Source organism: Cupriavidus sp. JZ107, assembly GCF_053903255.1.
In genome coordinates, this window is the sequence record NZ_CP096480.1 from 347,101 (window position 1) to 369,364 (window position 22,264).

Here is a 22,264-nt window from a genome sequence, read left to right on the forward strand (position 1 = left end):
ATGAACGTCGCTCTACTTGGCAACGCCATTCGCCGCAAACGAATCCAACTGGGCCTGACCCAGCAGCAATTGGCAGATATGGCGGTGCTGTCGCGGCAAACCTTGAACGGCATCGAGCACGGCCATGTCAACGTCACCGTAGACACGCTTGGCCGTCTTCTGGACGTTCTGGGGCTGACGTTGGAAGTTGCGGACCCTGAACAGAAGCGGGGTCGCCCCGCGCGGGCGGTATGGATGGCGGCGAAGGGTGCCAATACCAGCTATTCCGGTGAGCTGACGCCAATGGCACTGGAGCAGGCGCTGATCAGCGGACAAGTTCCCGACGAACTGCAGCCCCAAGTCGCCCAAATCCTGGATGAGGCGCCGCTGCAGTTGGTGACGAAGATGGTGGCGGAAGTGGCCACGCGCCACGATCGGAAGCCCACCGAAATCTGGAAGAACCTGCGCCGGATGGCGCGTGAGCTGACGGCGACGCGGGGTGGCCTATGGGCATGACGGTGAAACTCCGCGGCGACCCTTGGGAGGCCCTATTTCCGCATGCGCTAACGCTGATGGAGGAAGTGAAGACGCATGGAGGCATCGAGCCGCTCTGGACGTTTGGCGGTGGCACGGTATTGATGCTGCGTTACGACCATCGCATGTCGAAGGACATCGATATCTTCGTCCCTGACCCGCAGTACCTCGGCTGAGTAAGAGCGCGCCGAAAGGCACACTTTTAAGCAAGCGCCTACAATAGCCGTCTGTCCTTCATTAGAAAAGCCGGTCCGGCCAGCGCGGTCGTGCACCGGCTATGTTGTTTCTCCTTGCCCGCCCGATGATCGCTCCCCTTCGTTCTGGCCTGCGCCTTGCCGGCGTGGCTGCTTCCGTTGCGGCTTCCGCTGGGTCGCCGGCCTCGCCTGCGGCCCCATCCATTCCGCCAAAGCCTGTTCAGTCCGGCGAGCCGACCGGGTCGCCGCCGGTGCCGGTGATGCAGGTCATCTTCGGCCTGATGCTGGCGATCCTGCTCGGCGCGCTTGAGCAGTCGATCGTGGCCGTGGTCTTGCCCGAGATCGCCCTGCGCCTGAACGGCTTCGATGTGATGGCCTGGGTCGTGTCGGCCTACCTGATCGCGTCGACGGTGGCCACGCCGATCTACGGCAAGCTGTCCGACGTACTGGGCCGGCGCTCGGTGCTGTCGTTCGCGATCGTGCTGTTCCTGCTCGCGTCGATCGCGTGCGCGCTGGCGCAGACGATGCCGCAGCTGATCGTCGCGCGCATCCTGCAGGGGCTCGGCGGCGGGGGGCTGATCTCGGTGTCGCAGGCGGCGATTGCCGACGTGGTGCCGCTGCGCGAGCGCGGCCGCTATCAGGGATATGTCAGCGGCGTGTGGGCGGTCGCCAGCATGGCGGGACCGGTGATCGGCGGCTACCTGGCCCACTATCTGTCGTGGCGCTGGATCTTCTGGATCAACCTGCCGCTGGCCCTGCTGGCGCTGTTCACGGTGCGCCGGGCGCTGCGCCATCTGCCGGCCGGCGGCGGCCGCAAGCATCGGATCGACTATCTGGGCGCGCTGCTGTTCGGCGGTGGACTGACCGGGGTGCTGGTGTTCCTGACGCGGCTGGGCCAGGGCCACGATGTCTGGCGCGCCGATTCGCTGAGCCTGCTGGGCGGTGGTGTGGCCGCGCTGCTGCTGTTCGTCTGGCAGGAGCGCCGCGCGGCCGATCCGGTGATTCCATTGGCGATGCTGCGCGTGCCGACGGTGGCGATCTGCTGCATCACGCTGTTCCTGTGCTTCTTCCAGTTGATCGCGATGTCGGTGCTGCTGCCGCTGCGTTTCCAGGTGGTCGGCGGCGCGCAGGCGGACAGCGCGGCGTTGCGGCTGGTGCCGCTGACGCTGGCGATCCCGTTCGGGGCGTTCATCGCGGGCCGGCTGATGACATGGAGCGGCCGCTACAAGCCATTGCAATTGATCGGCGCCGCGGCCGCGCCGCTGGCGATTGCGGCGCTGGCCTTCGTGGACCCGCGCGCCGTGGTGCTCACCGGCGTCGTGATGGTGGCGCTGGGCCTGGCGATCGGCCTGCAATTACCGAGCGCGCTGGTGGCGACGCAGAACGCGGTGCCGCCGCAACAGGTCGGTGTCGCCACCGCGCTGACCGCGTTCTCGCGGATGCTCGGCGGTGCGGTCGGGGTCGCGGTGCTGACCACGGTGCTGATCGCGCTGCTGCGCCATAGCGGCATGGCGGTCAGCCCGCTGCCCGGTGGGGAGGACGTGCTGATGCATCTGTTCCGCGAGGTGCTGTCGCTGGGCGATGGCGCCGAGGCGGCGGCGGTGCGGCAGACCGCGGAGCGTTCGTTCCGTGCGCTGTTCCTCGCCAGCGCCGCGGTCTCGCTGCTCGCGCCGCTGCTGGTCGTGCGGCTGCGCGAGGCGACGCTGCGCGGCAGTCCCGTGAAGGCCGCGGCGAGCGTCGAATAGCGATTGCAGGATCGGGCAGCGCCATGTCGTTTGACAAGGCGCGCCCCCCGGACCATTCACTCGAGATCGACGACCCGGCCCGGGCACAGGATATGGTGCGGGTCGAGCGTCCGCTTCAGCAGGCGCATGACCGCCAGTTCCTCGGGCGTGCGCGAGCATCCGAGGAACGGCTTCTTGTGCGTGCCGATGCCATGTTCGGCCGAGATGCTGCCGCCGAATTCCTGCACGACGCGATAGACCACTTCGCTGATCTCGTGCTCCGGAAAGTCGGGCAGCGCAACGTTGGGCAGATAGACGCTGACATGCAGATTGCTGTCGCCGACGTGGCCGAAGTTCACCAGCTCGGCCTCGGACCATCGGTCCAGCACGGCGGCGCGCAAGGCCTGCGCAAACTCGCCGATGCGGCCGATCGGCAGGCTGACGTCGAACGCGGCGTTGGGCGCCCACATCACCGGAAACTCGGCGACGGCGTCGCGTAACTGCCAGAAGCTCTGCGCCTCCTTGTCGCTGGTCGCGACCGCGGCGTCCTGGATCAGCCCCGCGTCCATTGCGGTCTCCAGCATCGACTCGAAGGCGGGCGCATCCTGGCCGGCGTCGTCGCCCTGCAGATCGAGCAGCACGTAGAACGGGTGGCCGGCCGGCAGCGGCGCACGCACGCCCGACACGCGCGTCGTCACCAGCTCGTAGAAGTCGGCCCACATCACCTCGAACGCGGACAGCCGGCCAGCCAGCTTGCGCTGCGCATGGCGCAGCAGTTGCACGACGTCCTCGTAGCGGGACAAGGCGCACAGCGCGGTCTGCGTACTGGCGGGCAGCGGCGCCAGCTTCAGCACGGCGCGCGTGATCACGCCGAGCGTCCCTTCGCTGCCGATGAACAGCTGGCGCAGGTCGTAGCCGGCGTTGTTCTTCAGCATCTTGTTCAGCGACGTCAGCACGGTGCCGTCGGCCAGCACCGCTTCGAGTCCCAGCACCTGATCGCGCATCATGCCGTAGCGGATCACGCGATTGCCGCCGGCGTTGGTCGCGATATTGCCGCCGATCTGGCAGCTGCCGCGCGCGCCCAGGTCCACCGGCAGCAGCCAGTCCGCCGCGCGCGCCGCTTCCTGCGCGGCCTGCAGCGTGGTGCCGGCCATCACGGTCATCGTGCCGGCCTGGCCGTCGATCTCCTCGACACCGCGCATCCGCTCGAGCGACAGCACCAGTTCGCCGCCTGCCGGCGTCGCGGCGCCGGCCAGTCCCGTCAGGCCGCCCTGCGGCACGACGGCTTGCCGGTGGCGATGGCAGATCGCCAGCACCGCGGACACCTCGGCCGTATTGCGCGGCCGCGCCACCGCGAACGGCGGCACCGGATCGAGCGGGGCGTACCAGTCCTTGCGAAAGCGCGTCTCGATGGCATCGCCGGTCTGCAGGCCGGCGGCATCGAGCGCGGCGGCCAGTTCGGACAGCAGGGCGTCGCGGTTCACCGCCGCGGATCGGGTTTGGGTGCTGGAGCTTGCCATGAACGAGTCTTGTAGCGGGTTCGAGGGGTAGGGAAAAAGGGCGAGACAATCCGGGGCGCGATCAGGCGCCGCTCCACGCCTCGCGGTTGATCTTCACCGTCGACTCGCGTCGCGGTTCCTGCTTGCGGGCCAGATGCTCCATCGCCGGTTCGATGACCTCGGCGAGCTTGCGGAACGCCGGCCCGATCTCTTCCTCGGGCACGCAGGCATAGCCCATCAGCAGTCCCTGCCGCGCCTGCGTCTCGTCGCAGTAATAGCGCGACAGCGGCCGCGCGCTCAGCCCCTGCGTGCGTGCCGCCATGCTGATGCCGAGATCGTCCGCGCCGGGCGGCAGATGCATGACCAGGTGCAGCCCGGCCTCGTGCGTCGACGTGGGCCAGTCAGCGCCGAAGCGTTCGGCGATCGCCTCGCGCAGCAGGCTTTGCCGCTGCGCATAGCGCAGGCGCATGCGCCGGATGTGGGTGGCGTAGTGCCCCTCCTCGATGAAGTCGGCCAGCACCGCCTGCTGGATCAGCTGGCCTTCGCGGAACAGCTCGGACAACCCTGTCGCGAAATGCGGGGCCAGCGGTTTGGGCAACACCATGAATCCCATGCGGATGCCGGGAAACAGCGTCTTGGAGAACGTGCCCATGTAGATCACGCGATCGTGCTCGTCGAGCCCTTGCAGCGAAGCGAGCGGGCGGCCCTCGAAGCGGAATTCGCTGTCGTAGTCGTCCTCGACGATCCAGACGCCACGCTGGCGCGCGTATTCGAGCAGCATGCGCCGGCGCGACAGGCTCATCACGGTGCCGAGCGGGTACTGATGCGACGGCGTCGCGAAGATGAAGCGCGGCGGATTCTGCAGCGTGGCCGCGTCCGGCGCGATGCCCTCGCCATCGACCGGCACCGGGATCGGCTCCACGCCCGAGTTCGACAGCAGGCTGCGCGTGCCCCAGTAGCCCGGGTCTTCCATCCACGCCTTGTCGCCGGGGTCGGCCAGCAGGCGCGCGATCAGGTCGATCGCCTGATGGATGCCGGTCGTCATGATGATCTGTTCGGCATCGCACCGTACACCGCGCGCCAGGCGCAGATGCTCCGCGAGGACGCGGCGCAGCGGCAGATAGCCGCCGTTATGCGCATAGGTCAGCAGTTCGGGACGCGGCTCGCGCCAATGCTTGTTCAGTAGCCGCGTCCACACCGCGCGCGGAAACAGCGAGACGTCAGGCACCCCCGCCATGAACGCACCCCATTGGCGATCGGACGCACCGGCATGCGACACCAGATGCTGGCCGCGGCGCGACAGCGCAAAGCGGTTCGGGTTTTGCTGCGCTGCGGGCACGGTGATGGTGCCATTGGCGGCGCCAACCTTGTGCAATGCACTATGGTCGGGAAATGTGTGCGACACAAAGGTGCCACTTCCGGTCGACGCCGTGACATAGCCCTCGGCCAACAACTGCTCGTAGGCGTACAGCACGGTGTTGCGCGACACCCCAACCTCTTTCGCCAGCATTCGCGAGGCGGGCAGCTTGCAGCCCGCGGGGATCGTACCGGCAAGGATTTCCTGCCGAATGATCTGATAGACCTGCCGGTTCATGTGCGTACCGGCCTTGTCGGCGCTGCCGTCCGTCGGCCGTTCCAGCCGTTGCAGCAGCAGCTCGGACAGAATGGACTCTTTCAAAATGGCTCCAGCAAAAGCGGCAAATATGGACCTATCTATGGTGCCAACTGTGCGCTAATTTCCCACCCATCGCGCGCCGGTGCAAGCAGTTTTCACATCGGCGAGCCTCGCAGCCCGGTGTTCCAAGGAGCCCTCATGCAAGATTCGGCAAGCCAACTCAGTACCACCGACATCGCCGGCGCCGTGCGCTCGCTGTTGCCCTATATGGTCGAGACGCTGTCGGGCTTCGTCGCCGCCGCCAGCCCCTCCGGGCAGGAGCAGCCCGCGGCGGAATTCATCGAGGCGGCCTTGCGCGATCTGGGACTCGCATCGGAGCGCATCGAGCTGCGCGCCGATGCCATCAGGCATCTGCCGCTGTTCTCGCCGCCGTGCTGTCCGGACGGCGGCCGCTACAACCTGCTGGCCACGCATCGGCCTGCCGCGAAGGGCGGCCGCTCGGTATTGTTCAACGGCCATCTCGACGTGGTGCCCACCGGCCCCGAATCGATGTGGCGCAATCCGCCGTACACGCCGGTGGTCGAGGACGGCTGGCTCTATGGCCGCGGCTCGGGCGACATGAAGGCGGGCATCGTCTGTGCGCTGGCTGCGTTCAAGGCGCTGCGCGTGCTGGGCGTGCAGCCGGCCGGTGCGGTGGGCTTTAACGCGGTGCTCGAGGAAGAGAACACGGGCAACGGCGCGCTGGCCACCGTGGCGGCGCTGCGCAGTGCGGTCGGCGCCGGCAAGCTGGCCGCCTTCGATACCGTGATCATTCCCGAGCCGCTCGGCGAGGGGCTGATGAGCGCGCAGGTGGGCGTCTACTGGATGTTCATCGAACTGACCGGAAAGCCGGCCCACGCGGCCTACATGACCTCGGGCGTCAATCCGGTCGAGGCGGGCGTCGCGGTGATGGAAGACCTGCGCGAGCTCGAGGCCGAATGGAACCGGCCGGAGAACCGCCCGCCGGTGTACCGAGAACATGCCCACCCGATCAACTTCAACCTCGGGCAGATCCACGGCGGCGAATGGAATTCGTCGGTGCCTTGCACCTGCACGCTGGGCGTGCGCATCGGCTTCTATCCGCATATGGACATCGACGAGACCAAGGCCATCGTCGAGGCGCGCATCCGCGCCACCGTCGCGCGGCTGGAGAGCAATCTCGAACTGAATATCCGCTACGAGGGCTTTCATGCGCCGGGCTGCGAGTTCGATCTCGACGTGCCCAGCATGCAGGCGCTGGCCGAGGCCCATCGCAAGGTCCACGGCGAGCCGGTCAAGCGCGAGGCCACCACCGCGACCACCGATGCGCGCCATTTCCGCCTGATGCTCGATACCCCGGTGACGTGCTACGGGCCCATCGCCCGCAACATCCACGGCATCGACGAATCCGTGTCGCTCGACAGCATGGTGCGGGTGACCACCACGTTGGCGCAGTTCCTGCACGACTGGTGCGGTGTGGAGCCGATTGCCAGGGCATGACGCCGGCCATGCGCCCTGTCACGGCGTGACGGGACGCGATCCATGCAAAGCAGTGCCTCAGTTTGCGCTTCAGTTTGCGCTTCAGTTTGCGACTCCGTAGGTGCCATCAGTACCCGCTGTTCACAACGACAAGGAAACGAGCCGATGAAACGAGTTACGACGCGCTTTCAACAGCGCCTGGCTTCGCTGGCGATCGCGGCGGCAGGCCTGTCCCTGTTGCCCCTGGCGCTGCCGGCCGGCAACGCCGCCGCCCAGACCACCGGCGGCACGCTGTCCGGCATCGTGCAGCCCGAGCCGCCGATCCTGGTCAGCGCCCTCAATTCGCAGGCGCCGACGCAGTACATCGCCGGCAAGATCTATCAGGGCCTGCTGACCTACACGCCGGATCTGAAGCCGCAGCCCGAGCTGGCCAAGTCGTGGAAGATCTCGCCCGACGGCCTGACCTATACCTTCGAGCTGCAGAGCGGCGTCAAGTGGCACGACGGCAAGCCGTTCACCTCGGCCGACGTGGTGTTCTCGATCGACAAGCTGCTGCGAGAGGTCCATGTGCGCACGCGTGCCGTGCTGAACAAGTACATGGCGTCGATCCGCGCGGTCAACGACACCACGGTCGAAATCAAGCTGAAGGAACCGTTCCCGCCGTTCATCTCGATGTTCGAGACCGGCACCATGCCGATGATGCCCAGGCATCTGTACGAGGGCACCGACTACCGCAACAACCCGGCCAACCAGAAACCGGTCGGCACCGGCCCCTTCATGTTCAAGGAGTGGAAGAAGGGCGCCTATATCAAGCTGGCCAAGAACCCGAACTACTGGAAGAAGGGCAAGCCATATCTGGACGAGCTGGTCTTCTACGTGATTCCCGATTCGGCCTCCCGCGCGGTGGCGTTCGAGAAGGGCGACGTACAGGTGCTGCGCGGCGGCGATGTCGACAACGTCGACGTCAAGCGCCTGCGCGCGCTGCCCAACGTGGAATACACCACCAAGGGCTGGGAGCTGTTCTCGCCGATGGCCAGCATGCTGATGAACCAGCGCAAGCCGCCGTTCGACAACGTCAAGGTCCGCCAGGCGGTGATGCATGCGCTGAACCGCAAGATGATCGTCAACAACATCTTCTTCGGCATGGGCAAGCCGGCGGTCAGCCCGTTCGCGTCGACCACGCTGTTCTTCGACAAGAACATGCCGAGCATGGACTTCAACCTGAAGAAGGCGCGCGACCTGATCAAGGAGTCGGGCGTCAATGTCGGCCAGTACCCGATCAAGATCCTGGCGACCTCGTACGGGGCCAACTGGGATCGGCTGGACGAGTACACCAAGCAGATGCTCGAGCAGCTGGGCTTCAAGGTCAGCATCGAATCGGCCGACGCCGGCACCTGGGCCGCGCGGGTCAGCAACTGGGATTTCGACCTGACCACCACCTACACCTACCAGTACGGCGATCCGGCGCTGGGCGTGGAGCGGCTGTACGTGGCGCGCAATATCGTCAAGGGCACGCCGTTCGCCAACGTGCAGGGCTACAACAATCCGAAGGCCGACGAGCTGTGGGCCAAGGCGGGCGCGACCATGGACCCGGCCGAGCGCCAGAAGCTCTACAGCGAGGTGCAGCGGATCCTGGTCAACGACGTCGCCAACGCCAACCTGTTCGAGCTGGAGTTCCCGACGCTCTACCGCAAGAACGTGAAGAACCTGGTGACCACGGCGATCGGCCTGAACGAGTCGTTCGACAACGTCTCGATCGAGAAGAACTGAGCCACCGGCCCTGTCTTCGCCCCTCTCCCGCCTGCGGGAGAGGGGCGGGGGAGAGGGTGACCGCCACCACGAAGTCGTGGAGCCTGCCGTGAATTTCCTTTCCTTCCTGATTTCCCGTCTTGGCAAGGCCATCGTGGTCGTGCTCGGCGTGGTCATCATCAACTTCTTCCTGATCCGCCTGGCGCCCGGCGATCCCGCCACCGTGATGGCGGGCGAGGCCGGCGCCGGCGATGCGGCATTCGTCGGCCAGCTGCGCGAGCAGTTCGGCCTCGACAAGCCGCTGCTGACGCAGCTTGGCATCTATCTGAAGGGCGTGGCCCAGCTCGACCTGGGCTACTCGTACCGCAACCATCTGCCGGTGCTGGACCTGATCCTCGACCGCCTGCCGGCCACCTTTCTGCTGATGAGCGGTGCCTTCGTCTTCTCGATCGTGCTGGGCGTGCTGCTCGGCGTGATCGCCGCGCGCACTCGCTACGAGAACCGCCGCCGCTGGATCGACAGCGCGGTGATGTCGGGCGCGCTGCTGCTGTATGCGACGCCGCTGTTCTGGCTGTCGCTGATGGCGATCATCCTGTTCTCGGTGGTGCTGGGCTGGCTGCCGGCCTTCGGCATGGAGACCATCGGTGCAGGCTACACCGGCATGGCGCGCGTCAAGGACGTGGCGTTGCACATGATCCTGCCGACGATCTCGCTGGGCTGCTTCTTCATGGCGGTCTATGTGCGCCTGACCCGCGCCTCGATGCTGGAGGTGATGGGCATGGACTACGTCAAGACCGCGCGCGCCAAGGGTGTGCCGGCCAGCCGGGTGATCCGCGTGCACGTGCTGCGCAACGCGCTGCTGCCGGTGATCACCTTCGCCGGCATCCAGCTCGGCCAGATGGCCGGCGGCGCGGTGCTGACCGAGACGGTGTTCTCGTGGCCCGGCATCGGACGCCTGATGTTCGACGCGCTGCTGCAGCGCGACTACCAGCTGCTGCTGGGCATCTTCTTCGTGACGTCGGCCCTCGTCGTCTTCTTCAACCTGCTGACCGACGTGCTCTATCGCTTCATCGATCCGCGCATCTCGGTCGGCGGCAAGGGAGCCACCGCATGAAAGCCTTCCTGCAACGCTATTGCCGCAACTACGGCGCGGTGATCGGTGCGCTGGTGCTGCTCGCCGTGATCGCCTTCGCGCTGTTCGCTCCGGTGCTGTACGAAGATTCGCCGTGGCTGATGGTGGCCGATCCGCTGGTGCAGCCGTTCGCCGATCCGGCCTATCCGTTCGGCACCGACATGCTGGGCCGCGACATCACCGCGGGGATGCTGTACGGCGCGCGCGTGTCGCTGCTGGTCGGCGTGATCTCCACCGCGGTGGCGCTGCTGTTCGGCATCCTGATCGGCGCGGTGGCCGGCTACTGCGGCGGCCGCATCGACGACGCGCTGATGCGCTTTACCGAGTTCTTCCAGACCATTCCGCAGCTGGCGATGGCGGTGGTGATCGTCGCGATCTTCAATCCGTCGATCTATTCGATCGTCGGCGCCATTTCGGTGGTGTCCTGGCCGCCGGTCGCGCGCCTGGTGCGCAGCGAATTCCTGTCGCTGAAGCAGCGCGAATTCGTGCAGGCCGCCGTGGTCATCGGCCAGAAGCCGCTGCGCATCATCGCCACGCAGATCCTGCCCAATGCGATGTCGCCGATCATCGTGTCGGCCTCCTTCATGGTCGCCACCGCCATCCTGACCGAGTCGGCGCTGTCCTTCCTTGGCCTGGGCGACCGCAACATGATGAGCTGGGGCTTCATGATCGGCGCCGCCCGCACGATGATCCGCGAAGCCTGGTGGATGAGCGTGTGGCCCGGCGTGGCGATCCTGCTGACGGTGCTGTCCATCAACCTGATCGGAGAAGGCTTGAACGACGCCATGAATCCGCAGCTGCGCCGCCGCGGCGAATGAGGGAGCGAGCCATGTCCGTTCAATCGATGCCGCACTCCAATAGCCAGTCAGCCGCGGCGCCGCTGCTGTCGATCCGCGACCTGACCATTGCCTTGCCCAGCGGAAGCGACCGGCCCTACGCGGTGCGCGACGTTTCCTACGACCTGCACGCCGGCGAGATCCTCTGCATCGTCGGCGAATCCGGCTCGGGCAAGTCGATGAGCGCCAACGCCATCATGGGTTTGCTGCCGCCGTACCTGAAGCCGCAGAGCGGCCGCATCCTGTTCCGCGGCAAGGACCTGCTCGCGCAGGACGAAGCCACCTTGCTGGCGATGCGCGGCAAGGACATGGCGATGGTGTTCCAGGAGCCGCTGTCCGCGCTCAATCCGGTGATGACGGTCGGCGACCAGATCGCCGAGGTCATGCGCGTGCACCACGCCTATCCCGGCGAGGCGCGCATGCGCCGCGTGCTGGACCTGCTCGACTTCGTCGGCTTGCCCGATCCCGCGACGCTGGTGCACAGCTACCCGTTCCGGCTGTCGGGCGGGCAGCGGCAGCGCGTGGTGATCGCGATGGCGCTGGCGCTCGAGCCCGCGCTGCTGATCGCGGACGAGCCAACCACCGCGCTCGACGTCACCACGCAGGCGCAGATCCTGGCGCTGATCAAGCGGATCCAGGCCGAAAAAGGCATGGGCGTGATGTTCGTGACCCACGACTTCGGCGTAGTGGCGGAGATTGCCGACCGGGTCGCCGTGATGGAGAAGGGCGTGCTGGTCGAGATGGGCAGCGCACAGCAGGTGCTGAACCACCCGCAGCATCCCTATACGCGCCGGCTGATCGGCGCGGTGCCGCACGGCCGCTGCGGCGAAGCCGACGGCCAGGCGGCGGAGACGGTGCTGGACGTGCGCGACTTGCGCAAGACCTATGTGTCCGGCGGCGGCCTGTTCTCGCGCAAGCGCGTGGTGCATGCGGTCGACGGCGTCAGCTTTACCGTGCGGCGCGGCGAGACGCTGGGCATCGTCGGCGAGTCGGGCTCGGGCAAGTCGACCATCGGCAAATGCCTGCTGCGGCTGACCGACATCGACGGCGGCACCTTGCTGTTCCAGGGCCAGGACATCGCGCGGATGCCCGAACGACGCTTCCGCCCGCTGCGCAAGGATGTGCAGATGATCTTCCAGGACCCGTTCGCCTCGCTCAATCCGCGCCATACCGTGGGCCGGATCGTCAGCGACGGGCCGATCGCCAATGGCGTGCCGCGCCAGCAGGCGGAGGCCCGCGCGCGTGAACTGCTGCAGCTGGTCGGGTTGGAGGACTCGGCGTTCGACCGCTATCCGAACCAGTTCTCCGGCGGGCAGCGCCAGCGCATCGGCATTGCCCGCGCGCTGGCGCTCGAGCCGAAGCTGCTGGTGGCCGACGAATCCGTGTCCGCGCTCGACGTCTCGGTGCAGGCGCAGGTGCTGGAGCTGCTGGCCGCGCTGCAGAAGCGGCTCGACATCGGCCTGATCTTCATCACGCACGACCTGCGCGTGGCGGCGCAGATCTGCCACCACGTGATCGTGATGCACAAGGGCAAGGTGGTCGAGTCGGGGCCGCCGGCCCAGATCTTCGACGCGCCGCGCCACGACTACACGCAGCGCCTGATCGCGGCGATCCCCGGCAAGGAGTGGGATCCGAAGGCGATCCGCGCCGCCGCCTGACAACGCATTGGCCCGGCCGGCAAGCCCCTATTTCCGGATGCCGTCCGTGCGCCCAACCCGAAGCCCCATGGAGAACACGATGAAGAACGCCGAACTGGTCCGCCGCAAGGATGCCGCCACGCCCCGTGGCGTGGGTGTGATGTGCAATTTCTACGCCGAGCGGGCCGAGAATTCGGAGATCTGGGATGTCGAAGGCCGCCGCTTCATCGACTTCGCGGCCGGCATCGCGGTGCTGAACACCGGCCATCGGCACCCGCGCCTGGTCGCCGCGGTGCAGAAGCAGCTGGAACGCTTCACGCATACCGCTTACCAGATCGTGCCCTATGCCAGCTATATCGAGCTGGCCGAGAAGATCAACCAGCGCGCGCCGGGCCAGTGGGCCAAGAAGACCGCGTTCTTCACCACCGGTGCCGAGGCGGTCGAGAATGCCATCAAGATCGCGCGCGCCGCCACCGGGCGCCCCGCGGTGATCGCTTTCTCGGGCGGCTTTCACGGCCGCACGATGATGGGCATGGCGCTGACCGGCAAGGTCGTGCCGTACAAGGTCGGCTTCGGCCCGTTCCCGGGCGAGGTCTATCACGCGCCGTATCCGTGCGAGCTGCACGGCGTGTCGGTCGACGACTCGCTGAAGGCGCTGCAGGTCCTGTTCAAGGCGGACGTCGATCCGAAGCGCGTGGCCGCCATCATCTTCGAGCCGGTGCAGGGCGAGGGCGGCTTCAATGTCGCGCCCGCCGCCTTCGTCAAGGCGCTGCGCGCGCTCTGCGACGAGCACGGCATCCTGCTGATCGCCGACGAAGTGCAGACCGGTTTCGGCCGCACCGGCAAGCTGTTTGCGATGGAGCATTACGGCGTGGCCCCGGATCTCACCACGATGGCCAAGAGCCTGGCCGGCGGCATGCCGCTGTCGGCGGTGTGCGGCCGCGCCGAGATCATGGATGCGCCGGCGCCGGGCGGGCTCGGCGGCACCTATGCCGGCAATCCGCTGGCCGTCGCCTCCGCACTCGCGGTGCTCGAGGTGCTGGAAGAGGAAAACCTGATCGCGCGCGGCGCCGCGCTCGGCGAACGGCTGATGGATCGGCTGCGCAGCCTGCGTCCGAGCGTGCCGCAGATCGCGCAGGTGCGCGGGCTCGGCGCGATGGTCGCGGTCGAGTTCCAGCAGGCCGACGGCAGCCCCGATGCGGAGTTCACGCGCGAGGTGCAGAACCGCGCGCTGCAGAAGGGGCTTCTGCTGCTGTCCTGCGGCGTGCACGGCAACGTGATCCGCTTCCTGTTCCCGCTGACGATCCCGGATGCGGTGATGGACGAGGGGCTGGACATCCTGGCCGACGTGCTGGTCCGCTGATCGACATCCGCCGCCCATTTTCCCGGAGCCTTTGATGCAATTGAACGATACCGGCCTGCTGCGTGCGCAGGCCCTGGTTGGCGGCGCCTGGATCGACGCCGACCGCGGCGAGTCCTTTGTCGTCACGAATCCCGCCACCGGTGCGCCGATCGGCAAGGTGCCGATGATGGGCGCCGCCGAGACGCGGCGCGCCATCGAGGCCGCACGCGTCGCGCAGATCGACTGGCGCCGCCGTACCGCGCGCGAGCGCAGCCAGATCCTGCGCAAGTGGCATGAGCTGATGCTGGCGCACGCCGACGATCTTGCGCTGCTGATGACCACCGAGCAGGGCAAGCCGCTGGCCGAGGCCAAGGGCGAGGTGGCCTACGCCGCCTCGTTCCTCGAGTGGTTTGCCGAGGAAGGCAAGCGCGTCTGCGGCGACGTGCTGGCCTCGCCAATGGCGGACCGCCGACTGGTCGTGGTCAAGGAACCGGTCGGCGTCTGCGCGGCCATCACGCCATGGAATTTCCCGCTGGCGATGATCACGCGCAAGGTCGGCCCTGCGCTGGCGGCCGGCTGCACGATGGTGCTCAAGCCAGCCGAGGACACGCCGCTGTCGGCGCTGGCCCTCGCGGTGCTGGCCGAGCGCGCCGGCGTGCCGGCGGGCGTGTTCAGCGTGGTGACCGGCGACGCGGTCGCGATCGGCGGCGAGCTCACCGCCAATCCGGTGGTGCGCAAGCTGACCTTCACCGGCTCGACCGAGGTCGGCCGCATCCTGATGCGCCAGTCCGCCGACACCATCAAGAAGCTGTCGCTCGAGCTCGGCGGCAACGCCCCGTTCATCGTGTTCGACGACGCGGACCTCGACGCGGCGGTGGAGGGCGCCATTGCCTCGAAGTATCGCAACGCCGGACAAACGTGCGTCTGCGCGAACCGGCTCTACGTCCACGACAAGGTCTATGACGCCTTCGCCCGCAAGCTGGTGGCCGCGGTCGCGCAGCTCAAGGTCGGCAATGGCGTCGAACCGCGCGTGCTGCAGGGGCCGCTGATCAACGAGGACGCGGTCGCCAAGGTCGAATCGCATATTGCCGATGCGCTGGACAAGGGCGCGCGCGTGCTGGCCGGCGGCAAGCGCCATCCGATCGGCGGCACCTTCTTCGAGCCGACCGTGCTGGCCGACGTGACACCGGCGATGCGCGTGGCGAAGGAGGAAACGTTCGGCCCGCTGGCGCCGCTGTTCCGCTTCCATACCGACGACGAGGTGGTCGGCATGGCCAACGACACCGAATTTGGCCTGGCCTCGTACTTCTACAGCCGCGATATCGGCCGGATCTGGCGCGTTGCCGAAGCGCTGGAGTACGGCATGGTCGGCATCAACACCGGCCTGATCTCGAACGAGGTCGCGCCGTTCGGCGGGGTCAAGCAATCGGGCCTCGGCCGCGAGGGTTCGCGATACGGCATCGAGGACTATCTCGAGATCAAGTACCTGTGCATGGGCGGCATCGACCGCTGAGAGCCTACAGCCGATAGCCGATAGCCGATAGCCGACAGCCGCCGCACCACCGAACCCCAATGCGAGCCCCAACATGAGCAGACCCCAGGCAGTGCCGACCGTGCAGGTCGACAACGAGCGCGTGATCGTTACCGAATGGCGCTTCGCGCCCGGCGCCGAAACGGGCTTTCACCGGCACGGCTACGACTACGTGGTGGTGCCGATGACGACCGGCCCGCTGCTGTTGCAGACGCCGCAGGGCGAGGTCACCAGCCAGCTGGTGGCGGGACGCGCGTACGCGCGGCCCGCGGGCGTCGAGCACAACGTGATCAACGCGCACGACGGCGAATGCGTGTTCGTCGAGATCGAAATCAAGGCGACGGCGGGCGCGGGATCGCCGTCGTGCACGGCAGCGCACGGAGCCAATCCATGACCAAAGCATCCACGCACAACCGCGCAGTAGACGGCCAATCGCTGCGCGAGCGCAATGGCGGCCAGATCCTGGTGCAGCAACTGCGCATCCACGGCGCCAAGCGCGTGTTCCTGGTGCCCGGCGAAAGCTACCTGCCGTGCATCGACGCGCTCTACGACCATCAGGACGCGATCGACCCGGTGGTCTGCCGACAGGAGAGCGGCGCGGGCTATATGGCCGAGGCCTACGGCAAGCTGACCGGCGAGCCGGGCATCTGCTTCGTGACCCGCGGCCCCGGCGCGACCAATGCCAGCATCGCGGTGCACACCGCCTATCAGGACTCGACGCCGATGATCCTGTTCGTCGGCCAGGTCGGCAACGACTTCATCGAGCGGGAGGCGTTCCAGGAGATCGACTATCGCCGCATGTTCGGCGAGATGGCAAAGTGGGTCGCGCAGATCGACCGCACCGACCGTATCCCGGAGTTCATCGCGCGCGCCTTTGCGGTGGCGACCAGCGGCCGGCCCGGGCCTGTGGTGCTGGCGCTGCCGGAGGATACGCTGTGGGGCAAGGCCACGGTGGCCGATCTGCCGCGCTACCAGCGCGCGTATGCGGCGCCGACGCCGGCCGCAGTGGCGTCGCTGGGCACGCTGCTGGCGCAGGCGCAGCGGCCGTTCCTGCTGGTCGGCGGCTCCGGCTGGACGCCGCAAGCGATGCGCCAGCTCGAAGGCTTCGCCGAGCGCTTCGCCTTGCCGGTCGGCGCGGCCTGGCGCCGGCTCGAATGCTTCGACAACCATCATCCGAATTTCGCCGGCCATGTCGGCTGGGGCATGGGCGAGGCGCTGCGCGCGCGCGTTCGCGATGCCGACCTGCTGATCGCGGTCGGCACGCGGATGGGCGAGGCGACCACCGAGGGCTACACGCTGGTGGAGAGTCCGCTGCCGCGCCAGCGGCTGGTCCATGTCTATCCCGACGCCAACGAGCTCGGGCGCGTATTCCAGCCCGCGCTGCCGATCGTCGCCGACGTCGTGTCGTTCGCGCAGGCCGTCGACACGCTGGAGCCGGCGGCCGAACCGGCGTGGGCCGGCCAGACCCGTGCGGCGCGCGGCGACTACCTGCGGCAGCAGGAGCCGGCATCCGCGCCCGGTCCGCTGAACCTGAATGCCGTCGCCTGCCATGTGCGCGACCACGTGCCCCCTGACGCCTGCATCACGGCCGGCGCCGGCAACTACGCGCTGTTTGCGCATGCCTACCACCGTTTCCAGGGCGTCGGCACCAGCCTCGCGCCGACCGTGGGATCGATGGGGTACGGGCTGCCGGCCGCGATCTCGGCCAAGCTCGAATATCCGGACCGCACCGTGGTCTGCTACGCCGGCGACGGCTGCTTCCAGATGAACCTGCAGGAGCTGGGCGTGGCGATGCAATACCGGCTCGGCATCGTCGTGCTGGTTTTCAACAACGGCATGTGGGGGACCATCCGCGCGCACCAGGAACGCGAATTCCCCGGCCGCACCATCGCGCTCGGCTTCGACAATCCGGATTTCAGCGAGCTGGTGCGCGCCTATCGCGGCCACGGCGAAGTGGTGCAAAGCGACGCCGAATTCGGCCCGGCGTTTGCGCGGGCGCTCGAATTCGCCAATACGCAGCGTCTGCCCGCGCTTCTCGAACTGCGCTACGACCCCGACGGCATCGCGCCCGGCATGACGTTGTCGCAGATTCGGGCGGCAGCGCTGGCGCGGCAGGCGGACGCCGCCGCCTGAACGCGTCGCGCCGCGCGCGCCACCCACGACCGCTGCTCGACAACCCACACCTACGATATGCGTGCTTTCTTCTCGGATGACCAGTTGCTCCATCAGCCCCGCCAGTTCATGCGCGCGGGCCGGCTGTGCGAGCCGACCGACGTGCCCGCACGCGCGGCCGCGCTGCAGGCCGCGCTCGCCGCGCGCGGCATCGATCTGGCGGCCGCGCCGGACTACGGCCGCGCGCCGCTGGAAACGGTGCACAGCGCCGCCTATCTCGATTTCCTGTGCGAAGCCTACGACCGCTGGCAGGCGCTGGCGCGCCCCGGCTTCGAACCGGGCATCGAGGTGCTGCCCAATCTGTCCCCGTACCACAACGGCAAGCTCGACCAGAACCGCCGGCCCGATTGCCCGACCGACTCGGTGATCGCGCAGGCGGGCTATTACCTGGGCGACCTGAGCTGCCCGCTCGGCCCGCAAAGCTGGCGGTCGATCCTGCGCTCGGCACACAGCGCGGTGGCGGCGGCGGACTATGTCTGCGAACAGCCCGATGGCGGCATGGCGTACGCGCTGTGCCGGCCCTCCGGCCATCACGCGCACAGCGACCGAGCCGGCGGCTTCTGCTACGTCAACAACGCCGCGATCGCCGCGCAGGGGCTGCTCAAGCGCTTCGGCAAGGTCGCGGTGCTCGATGTCGACGCGCATCACGGCGACGGCACGCAGCAGATCTTCTACCAGCGCTCGGACGTGATGACGATCTCGCTGCATGCCGACCCGGCCGGCTACTACCCGTTCTATACCGGCTATGCCAACGAACGCGGCTACGGCGCGGGCTATGGCTACAACCTGAACTTCCCGCTGCCGCACGGCACCGGCGACGCCGGCTTCCTGGCCGCGCTCGACAGCGCGCTCGACGCGCTGCGCGACTACCGGCCGCAGGCACTGGTGCTGTCGCTCGGCTTCGATACCTATGTGGACGATCCCATCAGCGTGCTGGCCGTCGGCATGGACGGCTACCGCGGCATCGGCGAGCGCATCCATGCGCTGGGCGTGCCGACGGTCGTGGTGCAGGAGGGCGGCTACGAGGTCGAGGCCATCGGCCCCGCGCTGGACGCCTTCCTGTCGGGCTTCGCGCCGGCGATGGCCTGAGTACCGCTTCCCGAGGAGAACAGAATGACGACACTGAAGATCGACGGCCAGCGCCTGTGGGATTCGCTGATGGCGCTGGCGCGCATCGGCGCGACGCCGAAGGGCGGCAACGCGCGGCTGGCGCTGACCGAGCTGGATGGTCAGGGGCGCGACCTCGTGACCGGCTGGATGCGCGAGGCCGGCCTGGCCGTGACGGTCGACAAGGTCGGCAATATCTTCGGCCGCCGTGCCGGCCGCAATGACGCGCTGCCGCCGGTGATGACCGGCAGCCATATCGATACGCAGCCGACCGGCGGCAAGTTCGACGGCTGTTTCGGGGTGCTGGCCGGGCTGGAGGTGATACGCACGCTGAACGATCGCGGCATCCAGACCGAGGCGCCGCTCGAGGTTGCGATCTGGACCAATGAGGAAGGCACGCGCTTCGTGCCGGTGATGATGGGCTCCGGCGTGTTCGCCGGCATCTTCCCGCTGCGGACGGCGCTGGACGCGACGGACCGCGACGGCAAGCGCGTCGAGGACGAGCTGCGGGCGATCGGCTATGCCGGCAGCGCGGAGGTCGGCGGCCGTCAGGTCGGCGCCTATTTCGAGGCCCATATCGAACAGGGCCCGATCCTCGAGGCCGCGGACAACGTGATCGGCGTGGTGACCGGCTCGCTGGGCCTGCGCTGGTACGACGTGACGGTGACCGGCATGGAGGCGCATGCGGGCCCGACGCCGATGCCGCTGCGGCGCGATGCGTTGTATGGCGCCACCTTCCTGATGCAGGAAGTGGTGCGCATCGCCAACGATTTCGCGCCGCATGGCCGCGGCACCGTCGGCGTGGTCAATGTCCATCCGGCCTCGCGCAACGTGATTCCCGGCGCCGTGACGTTCACGGTGGACCTGCGCCACGAGGATGCGGCGCGGCTGGCCGAGATGGATGCGCGCTTTCGCGCGGCCTGCGCAGCGCTGGCCGCCGGCACCATCCCTGGCGCCAGCGCCGGCACGCCGCTGGAAGTCGATGTGCGCGACGTGCAGTATTTCCCGCCGACGCCGTTCGCCGCCGAGCTGGTCGCCGACGTGCGCAACGAAGCCGAGGCGCGCGGCTACCGGCATCAGGACATCGTGACCGGCGCCGGTCATGACGCGGTCTACATGGCCAGCGTCGCGCCGACGGCGATGATCTTCGTGCCGTGCAAGGACGGCATCAGCCACAACGAGATCGAGGACGCCAGGCCCGAGCATCTGGAGGCGGGCGCCAACGTGCTGCTCGGCGCGATGGTGGCGCGGGCGGGCGCGTGAACGCCGGCCTGGGCCGCGAAAGCGGCTGGTGGCGCGGCGGGCTGCTGTTCCTGTGCGTGGTGATGTTGTTCGCCACCGTCGATGCGACCGCCAAGCACCTGGTGGGGCGCTATCCTGCGCCCTTCCTCAATGCGGTACGTTATGCGGCCACCTGCACCGTTGCCATCGCGATGCTGGCGAATGCGGGCCGCCTGCGCTTCTGGCGCACGCCCCATCGCGGCTTGCTGGTGTTGCGGGGCCTGATGCTGGCGGTCATGGGTACCTGCTTCATGACCGCGCTGCTGTGGATGCCGCTCGCCGAAGCGACCGCGATCTATTTCATGGCGCCGCTGGTCGTGGTGGCGCTGTCGCCGTGGTTGCTGGCCGAGCGCGTCGGCGCGCGTCAGTGGCTGGCGGTGGCAACGGGATTCGCCGGCATGCTGTTGATCGTGCGCCCCGGCGGCCAGTTGTCGTGGATCGGCACGGCGCTGATGGTGGCGGCCATGCTCGGCTACGCGCTGCTGCAACTGCTGACCCGGCGCATGGCCGGCAAGGTCGATGCGACGGTGCAGTACGGCTTCGCGGCGATCATCTGCATGATCGCCACCGGCTTGCCGGCGCCGTTCTTCCTGCCCGCGGTGTGGCCGGACCTGGTCGACTGGCTGACGATCCTCGCCATGGGCTTCATGAGCGCGCTGGCCCAGGTGCTGCTGATCCTGGCGCTGCAGCGCGCGCCGGCTTCCACGCTGGCGCCGCTGAACTATTGCCATCTGCTGCTGGCGCTGGTCTACAGCGCCTGGTGGTTCGGCCGCTGGCCCGACGGGCTTGCCATGGGCGGCATCGCGCTGATCGTCGGCGCCGGGTTGTCGCTGACGCTGCCCGCGCGCGCCGCGGCACCGGTTTCTCCTTCCTCCCTTGATTCGAGGCAACCCTCATGAGCGAGCTTCACGACCTGGCCTACTGGCGGCAACGCGCGCAGTCGATCGTCCCGAACCTGCGCGGACAGGCCTATATCGACGGCCGATGGACCGACGCCGCCGATGGCGCCACCTTCGACAGCATCGATCCGGCCACCGGCAACGTGCTGGCGAAGGTGGCGGCATGCGCCGGGGCCGACGTGGACCGCGCGGTCGCCGCGGCCCGCAGGGCCTTCGAGCAGGGCCTCTGGGCGGCCATGCCGCGCCGCGAGCGCAAGGCCACGCTGCTGCGGCTGGCGGCGCTGATCGATGCGCATCGCGAGGAACTGGCGTTGCTCGAGACGCTGGACATGGGCAAGCCGATCGCCGACACGCTGTTGTACGACATTCCCGAATCGGCGCGCACCTACGCGTGGTATGCGGAGGCGATCGACAAGATCTACGACGAGATCGCGCCGACCGATGCCAACGTGCTGGCCACGATCACGCGCGAGCCGCTGGGGGTGGTCGCGGCGGTGGTGCCGTGGAACTATCCCCTGCTGATGGCAAGCTGGAAGGTCGCGCCCGCGCTGGCCGCCGGCAACAGCGTGGTGCTCAAGCCTGCCGAGCAGTCGCCCCTGAGCGCGCTGCGTCTGGCCGCACTGGCCGAGGAAGCCGGCATTCCGGCCGGCGTGTTCAACGTGGTGCCGGGGTTCGGCGCGCAGGCGGGGCAGGCGCTGGGCCGGCATGCCGACGTGGACTGCATCGCGTTCACCGGCTCGACAGCTACCGGCAAGCGCTTCCTGGAATATGCGGGCCAATCGAACCTGAAGCGGGTCTGGCTCGAATGCGGCGGCAAGTCGCCGCATATCGTCTTCGACGACTGCCCGGACCTGGACCGCGCGGCGCAGGCCGCGGCGATCGGCATCTTCAACAACCAGGGCGAGATCTGCATCGCCGGCTCGCGTCTCTACGTGCAGCGCGGCATCTACGATGCGTTCATGACGAAGCTCGAGGCCTGCGCCGCCAACATGCAGCCCGGCGATCCGCTGGACCCGTCGTCCGCGATGGGCGCGATCGTCGATGCGCGCCAGCTCGACCGCGTGATGTCGTATGTCGCCGCGGGCCAGCGCGAAGGCGCGCGGCTGCGACTGGGTGGCCAACGCGTGCGCGCGGAAACCGGCGGCTACTTCCTGCAGCCGACGATCTTCGAGTGTCCGGCCCAATCGCTGTCGATCGTGCGCGAGGAAATTTTCGGGCCGGTGCTGGCGGTCACCGTGTTCGACACCGAGGAAGAGGCGCTGCGCATGGCCAACGACTCGCCCAATGGTCTCGGCTCCGGGCTGTGGACGGCCAACCTGGCACGCGCGCATCGCGTGTCGCGGCAGCTGCGGGCGGGGCTGGTATGGGTCAACTGCTATATGGACGGCGATATCACGGTGCCGTTCGGCGGCGTCAAGCAGTCGGGCTCGGGCCGCGACAAGTCGCTGCATGCGCTGGACAAATACACGGATCTGAAGACGACCTGGATCAGCCTGGTGTAGCGGCGTTTGCCCCCGGACGGTGAGCCCGAACCGA

At 67.9% G+C, this 22,264-nt stretch carries 17 protein-coding genes and 1 pseudogene; 16 read left to right on the plus strand and 2 right to left on the minus strand.

The annotated features are described in order from the left end of the window. The 3 genes and pseudogenes from M1D55_RS01490 to M1D55_RS01500 all read left to right on the plus strand — a co-directional run bounded on the left by M1D55_RS01490 (position 1) and on the right by M1D55_RS01500 (position 2,452). A complete protein-coding gene (locus M1D55_RS01490) occupies positions 1 to 495 on the plus strand; it encodes a helix-turn-helix transcriptional regulator (RefSeq protein WP_006577177.1) in 495 nt (164 codons plus the stop codon). After that, a pseudogene (locus M1D55_RS01495) lies at positions 492 to 686 on the plus strand (nucleotidyl transferase AbiEii/AbiGii toxin family protein); the annotation flags it as partial. The gene M1D55_RS01490 and the pseudogene M1D55_RS01495, both read left to right, overlap by 4 nt. Positions 687 to 967: 281 nt before the next feature. Further along, the gene (locus tag M1D55_RS01500) at positions 968 to 2,452 is read left to right on the plus strand and encodes an MDR family MFS transporter (RefSeq protein ID WP_456280900.1); all 1,485 of its coding nucleotides are present in this window, start codon (positions 968 to 970) and stop codon (positions 2,450 to 2,452) included. Positions 2,453 to 2,508: 56 nt separating this feature from the next. On the opposite strand, the gene M1D55_RS01505 is transcribed toward M1D55_RS01500, so the two are convergent. Together M1D55_RS01505 and pdxR are read right to left on the minus strand one after the other, a co-directional pair. Beyond that, positions 2,509 to 3,951 (minus strand): FAD-binding oxidoreductase, encoded by a 1,443-nt coding sequence (locus tag M1D55_RS01505; RefSeq protein ID WP_456280901.1) that lies wholly within the window; start codon positions 3,949 to 3,951, stop codon positions 2,509 to 2,511. Between the two features lie 61 nt (positions 3,952 to 4,012). Then, complete coding sequence (pdxR, locus tag M1D55_RS01510) at positions 4,013 to 5,608, minus strand: MocR-like pyridoxine biosynthesis transcription factor PdxR (RefSeq protein ID WP_197498303.1); 1,596 nt, start codon at positions 5,606 to 5,608, stop codon at positions 4,013 to 4,015. Between the two features lie 135 nt (positions 5,609 to 5,743). On the opposite strand from pdxR, the gene M1D55_RS01515 reads away from it, so the two are divergent. From M1D55_RS01515 to M1D55_RS01575, 13 genes are all read left to right on the plus strand, one after another. Next, complete coding sequence (locus tag M1D55_RS01515) at positions 5,744 to 7,063, plus strand: ArgE/DapE family deacylase (RefSeq protein ID WP_456280902.1); 1,320 nt, start codon at positions 5,744 to 5,746, stop codon at positions 7,061 to 7,063. A gap of 144 nt (positions 7,064 to 7,207) precedes the next feature. Beyond that, complete coding sequence (locus M1D55_RS01520) at positions 7,208 to 8,812, plus strand: ABC transporter substrate-binding protein (protein WP_006577172.1); 1,605 nt, start codon at positions 7,208 to 7,210, stop codon at positions 8,810 to 8,812. An 88-nt stretch (positions 8,813 to 8,900) separates the two neighbouring features. After that, positions 8,901 to 9,905 carry an ABC transporter permease gene (locus M1D55_RS01525; RefSeq protein ID WP_006577171.1) on the plus strand — a complete coding sequence of 335 codons (1,005 nt, stop codon included), beginning with the start codon at positions 8,901 to 8,903 and terminating at the stop codon, positions 9,903 to 9,905. After that, positions 9,902 to 10,741 carry an ABC transporter permease gene (locus M1D55_RS01530; RefSeq protein ID WP_006577170.1) on the plus strand — a complete coding sequence of 280 codons (840 nt, stop codon included), beginning with the start codon at positions 9,902 to 9,904 and terminating at the stop codon, positions 10,739 to 10,741. The genes M1D55_RS01525 and M1D55_RS01530 overlap by 4 nt, the downstream gene beginning before the upstream one ends. Positions 10,742 to 10,752: 11 nt before the next feature. Further along, positions 10,753 to 12,417 carry an ABC transporter ATP-binding protein gene (locus M1D55_RS01535; RefSeq protein ID WP_456280903.1) on the plus strand — a complete coding sequence of 555 codons (1,665 nt, stop codon included), beginning with the start codon at positions 10,753 to 10,755 and terminating at the stop codon, positions 12,415 to 12,417. Positions 12,418 to 12,496: 79 nt separating this feature from the next. Beyond that, positions 12,497 to 13,759 (plus strand): 4-aminobutyrate--2-oxoglutarate transaminase, encoded by a 1,263-nt coding sequence (locus tag M1D55_RS01540; RefSeq protein WP_456280904.1) that lies wholly within the window; start codon positions 12,497 to 12,499, stop codon positions 13,757 to 13,759. 34 nt (positions 13,760 to 13,793) lie between these two features. Then, on the plus strand, positions 13,794 to 15,251 hold the full coding sequence (gene gabD / locus M1D55_RS01545) for an NADP-dependent succinate-semialdehyde dehydrogenase (protein ID WP_456280905.1): 1,458 nt from the start codon (positions 13,794 to 13,796) through the stop codon (positions 15,249 to 15,251). A gap of 73 nt (positions 15,252 to 15,324) precedes the next feature. Next, the gene (locus M1D55_RS01550; RefSeq protein WP_023264271.1) at positions 15,325 to 15,663 is read left to right on the plus strand and encodes a cupin domain-containing protein; all 339 of its coding nucleotides are present in this window, start codon (positions 15,325 to 15,327) and stop codon (positions 15,661 to 15,663) included. Beyond that, positions 15,660 to 17,402, plus strand: coding sequence for a thiamine pyrophosphate-binding protein (locus M1D55_RS01555; RefSeq protein ID WP_456280906.1), 1,743 nt, complete (start codon positions 15,660 to 15,662; stop codon positions 17,400 to 17,402). Before M1D55_RS01550 ends, M1D55_RS01555 begins: the two co-directional genes overlap by 4 nt. Before the next feature lie 57 nt (positions 17,403 to 17,459). Continuing rightward, on the plus strand, positions 17,460 to 18,530 hold the full coding sequence (locus M1D55_RS01560; RefSeq protein ID WP_064574240.1) for a histone deacetylase family protein: 1,071 nt from the start codon (positions 17,460 to 17,462) through the stop codon (positions 18,528 to 18,530). Between the two features lie 24 nt (positions 18,531 to 18,554). Beyond that, positions 18,555 to 19,811: a Zn-dependent hydrolase gene (locus M1D55_RS01565; RefSeq protein ID WP_064574239.1), complete on the plus strand. Its 1,257-nt coding sequence runs from the start codon at positions 18,555 to 18,557 to the stop codon at positions 19,809 to 19,811. Beyond that, positions 19,808 to 20,728, plus strand: a complete 921-nt coding sequence (locus M1D55_RS01570) for a DMT family transporter (RefSeq protein ID WP_232205367.1) — start codon at positions 19,808 to 19,810, stop codon at positions 20,726 to 20,728. The genes M1D55_RS01565 and M1D55_RS01570 overlap by 4 nt, the downstream gene beginning before the upstream one ends. Continuing rightward, a complete protein-coding gene (locus M1D55_RS01575; RefSeq protein WP_456280907.1) occupies positions 20,725 to 22,230 on the plus strand; it encodes an aldehyde dehydrogenase in 1,506 nt (501 codons plus the stop codon). Before M1D55_RS01570 ends, M1D55_RS01575 begins: the two co-directional genes overlap by 4 nt. The last annotated feature ends 34 nt before the right edge of the window (positions 22,231 to 22,264 follow it).

Coding starts and splice junctions, on each gene's coding strand:
- M1D55_RS01500 (WP_456280900.1), top strand. CDS start 968: ATGCAGGTCATCTTCGGCCTGATGCTGGCGATCCTGCTCGGCGCGCTT.
- M1D55_RS01535 (WP_456280903.1), top strand. CDS start 10,753: ATGTCCGTTCAATCGATGCCGCACTCCAATAGCCAGTCAGCCGCGGCG.
- M1D55_RS01505 (WP_456280901.1), bottom strand. CDS start 3,951: ATGGCAAGCTCCAGCACCCAAACCCGATCCGCGGCGGTGAACCGCGAC.
- M1D55_RS01565 (WP_064574239.1), top strand. CDS start 18,555: ATGACGACACTGAAGATCGACGGCCAGCGCCTGTGGGATTCGCTGATG.
- M1D55_RS01575 (WP_456280907.1), top strand. CDS start 20,725: ATGAGCGAGCTTCACGACCTGGCCTACTGGCGGCAACGCGCGCAGTCG.
- M1D55_RS01515 (WP_456280902.1), top strand. CDS start 5,744: ATGCAAGATTCGGCAAGCCAACTCAGTACCACCGACATCGCCGGCGCC.
- M1D55_RS01520 (WP_006577172.1), top strand. CDS start 7,208: ATGAAACGAGTTACGACGCGCTTTCAACAGCGCCTGGCTTCGCTGGCG.
- M1D55_RS01555 (WP_456280906.1), top strand. CDS start 15,660: ATGACCAAAGCATCCACGCACAACCGCGCAGTAGACGGCCAATCGCTG.
- gabD (WP_456280905.1), top strand. CDS start 13,794: ATGCAATTGAACGATACCGGCCTGCTGCGTGCGCAGGCCCTGGTTGGC.
- M1D55_RS01530 (WP_006577170.1), top strand. CDS start 9,902: ATGAAAGCCTTCCTGCAACGCTATTGCCGCAACTACGGCGCGGTGATC.
- M1D55_RS01540 (WP_456280904.1), top strand. CDS start 12,497: ATGAAGAACGCCGAACTGGTCCGCCGCAAGGATGCCGCCACGCCCCGT.
- M1D55_RS01550 (WP_023264271.1), top strand. CDS start 15,325: ATGAGCAGACCCCAGGCAGTGCCGACCGTGCAGGTCGACAACGAGCGC.
- M1D55_RS01560 (WP_064574240.1), top strand. CDS start 17,460: ATGCGTGCTTTCTTCTCGGATGACCAGTTGCTCCATCAGCCCCGCCAG.
- M1D55_RS01490 (WP_006577177.1), top strand. CDS start 1: ATGAACGTCGCTCTACTTGGCAACGCCATTCGCCGCAAACGAATCCAA.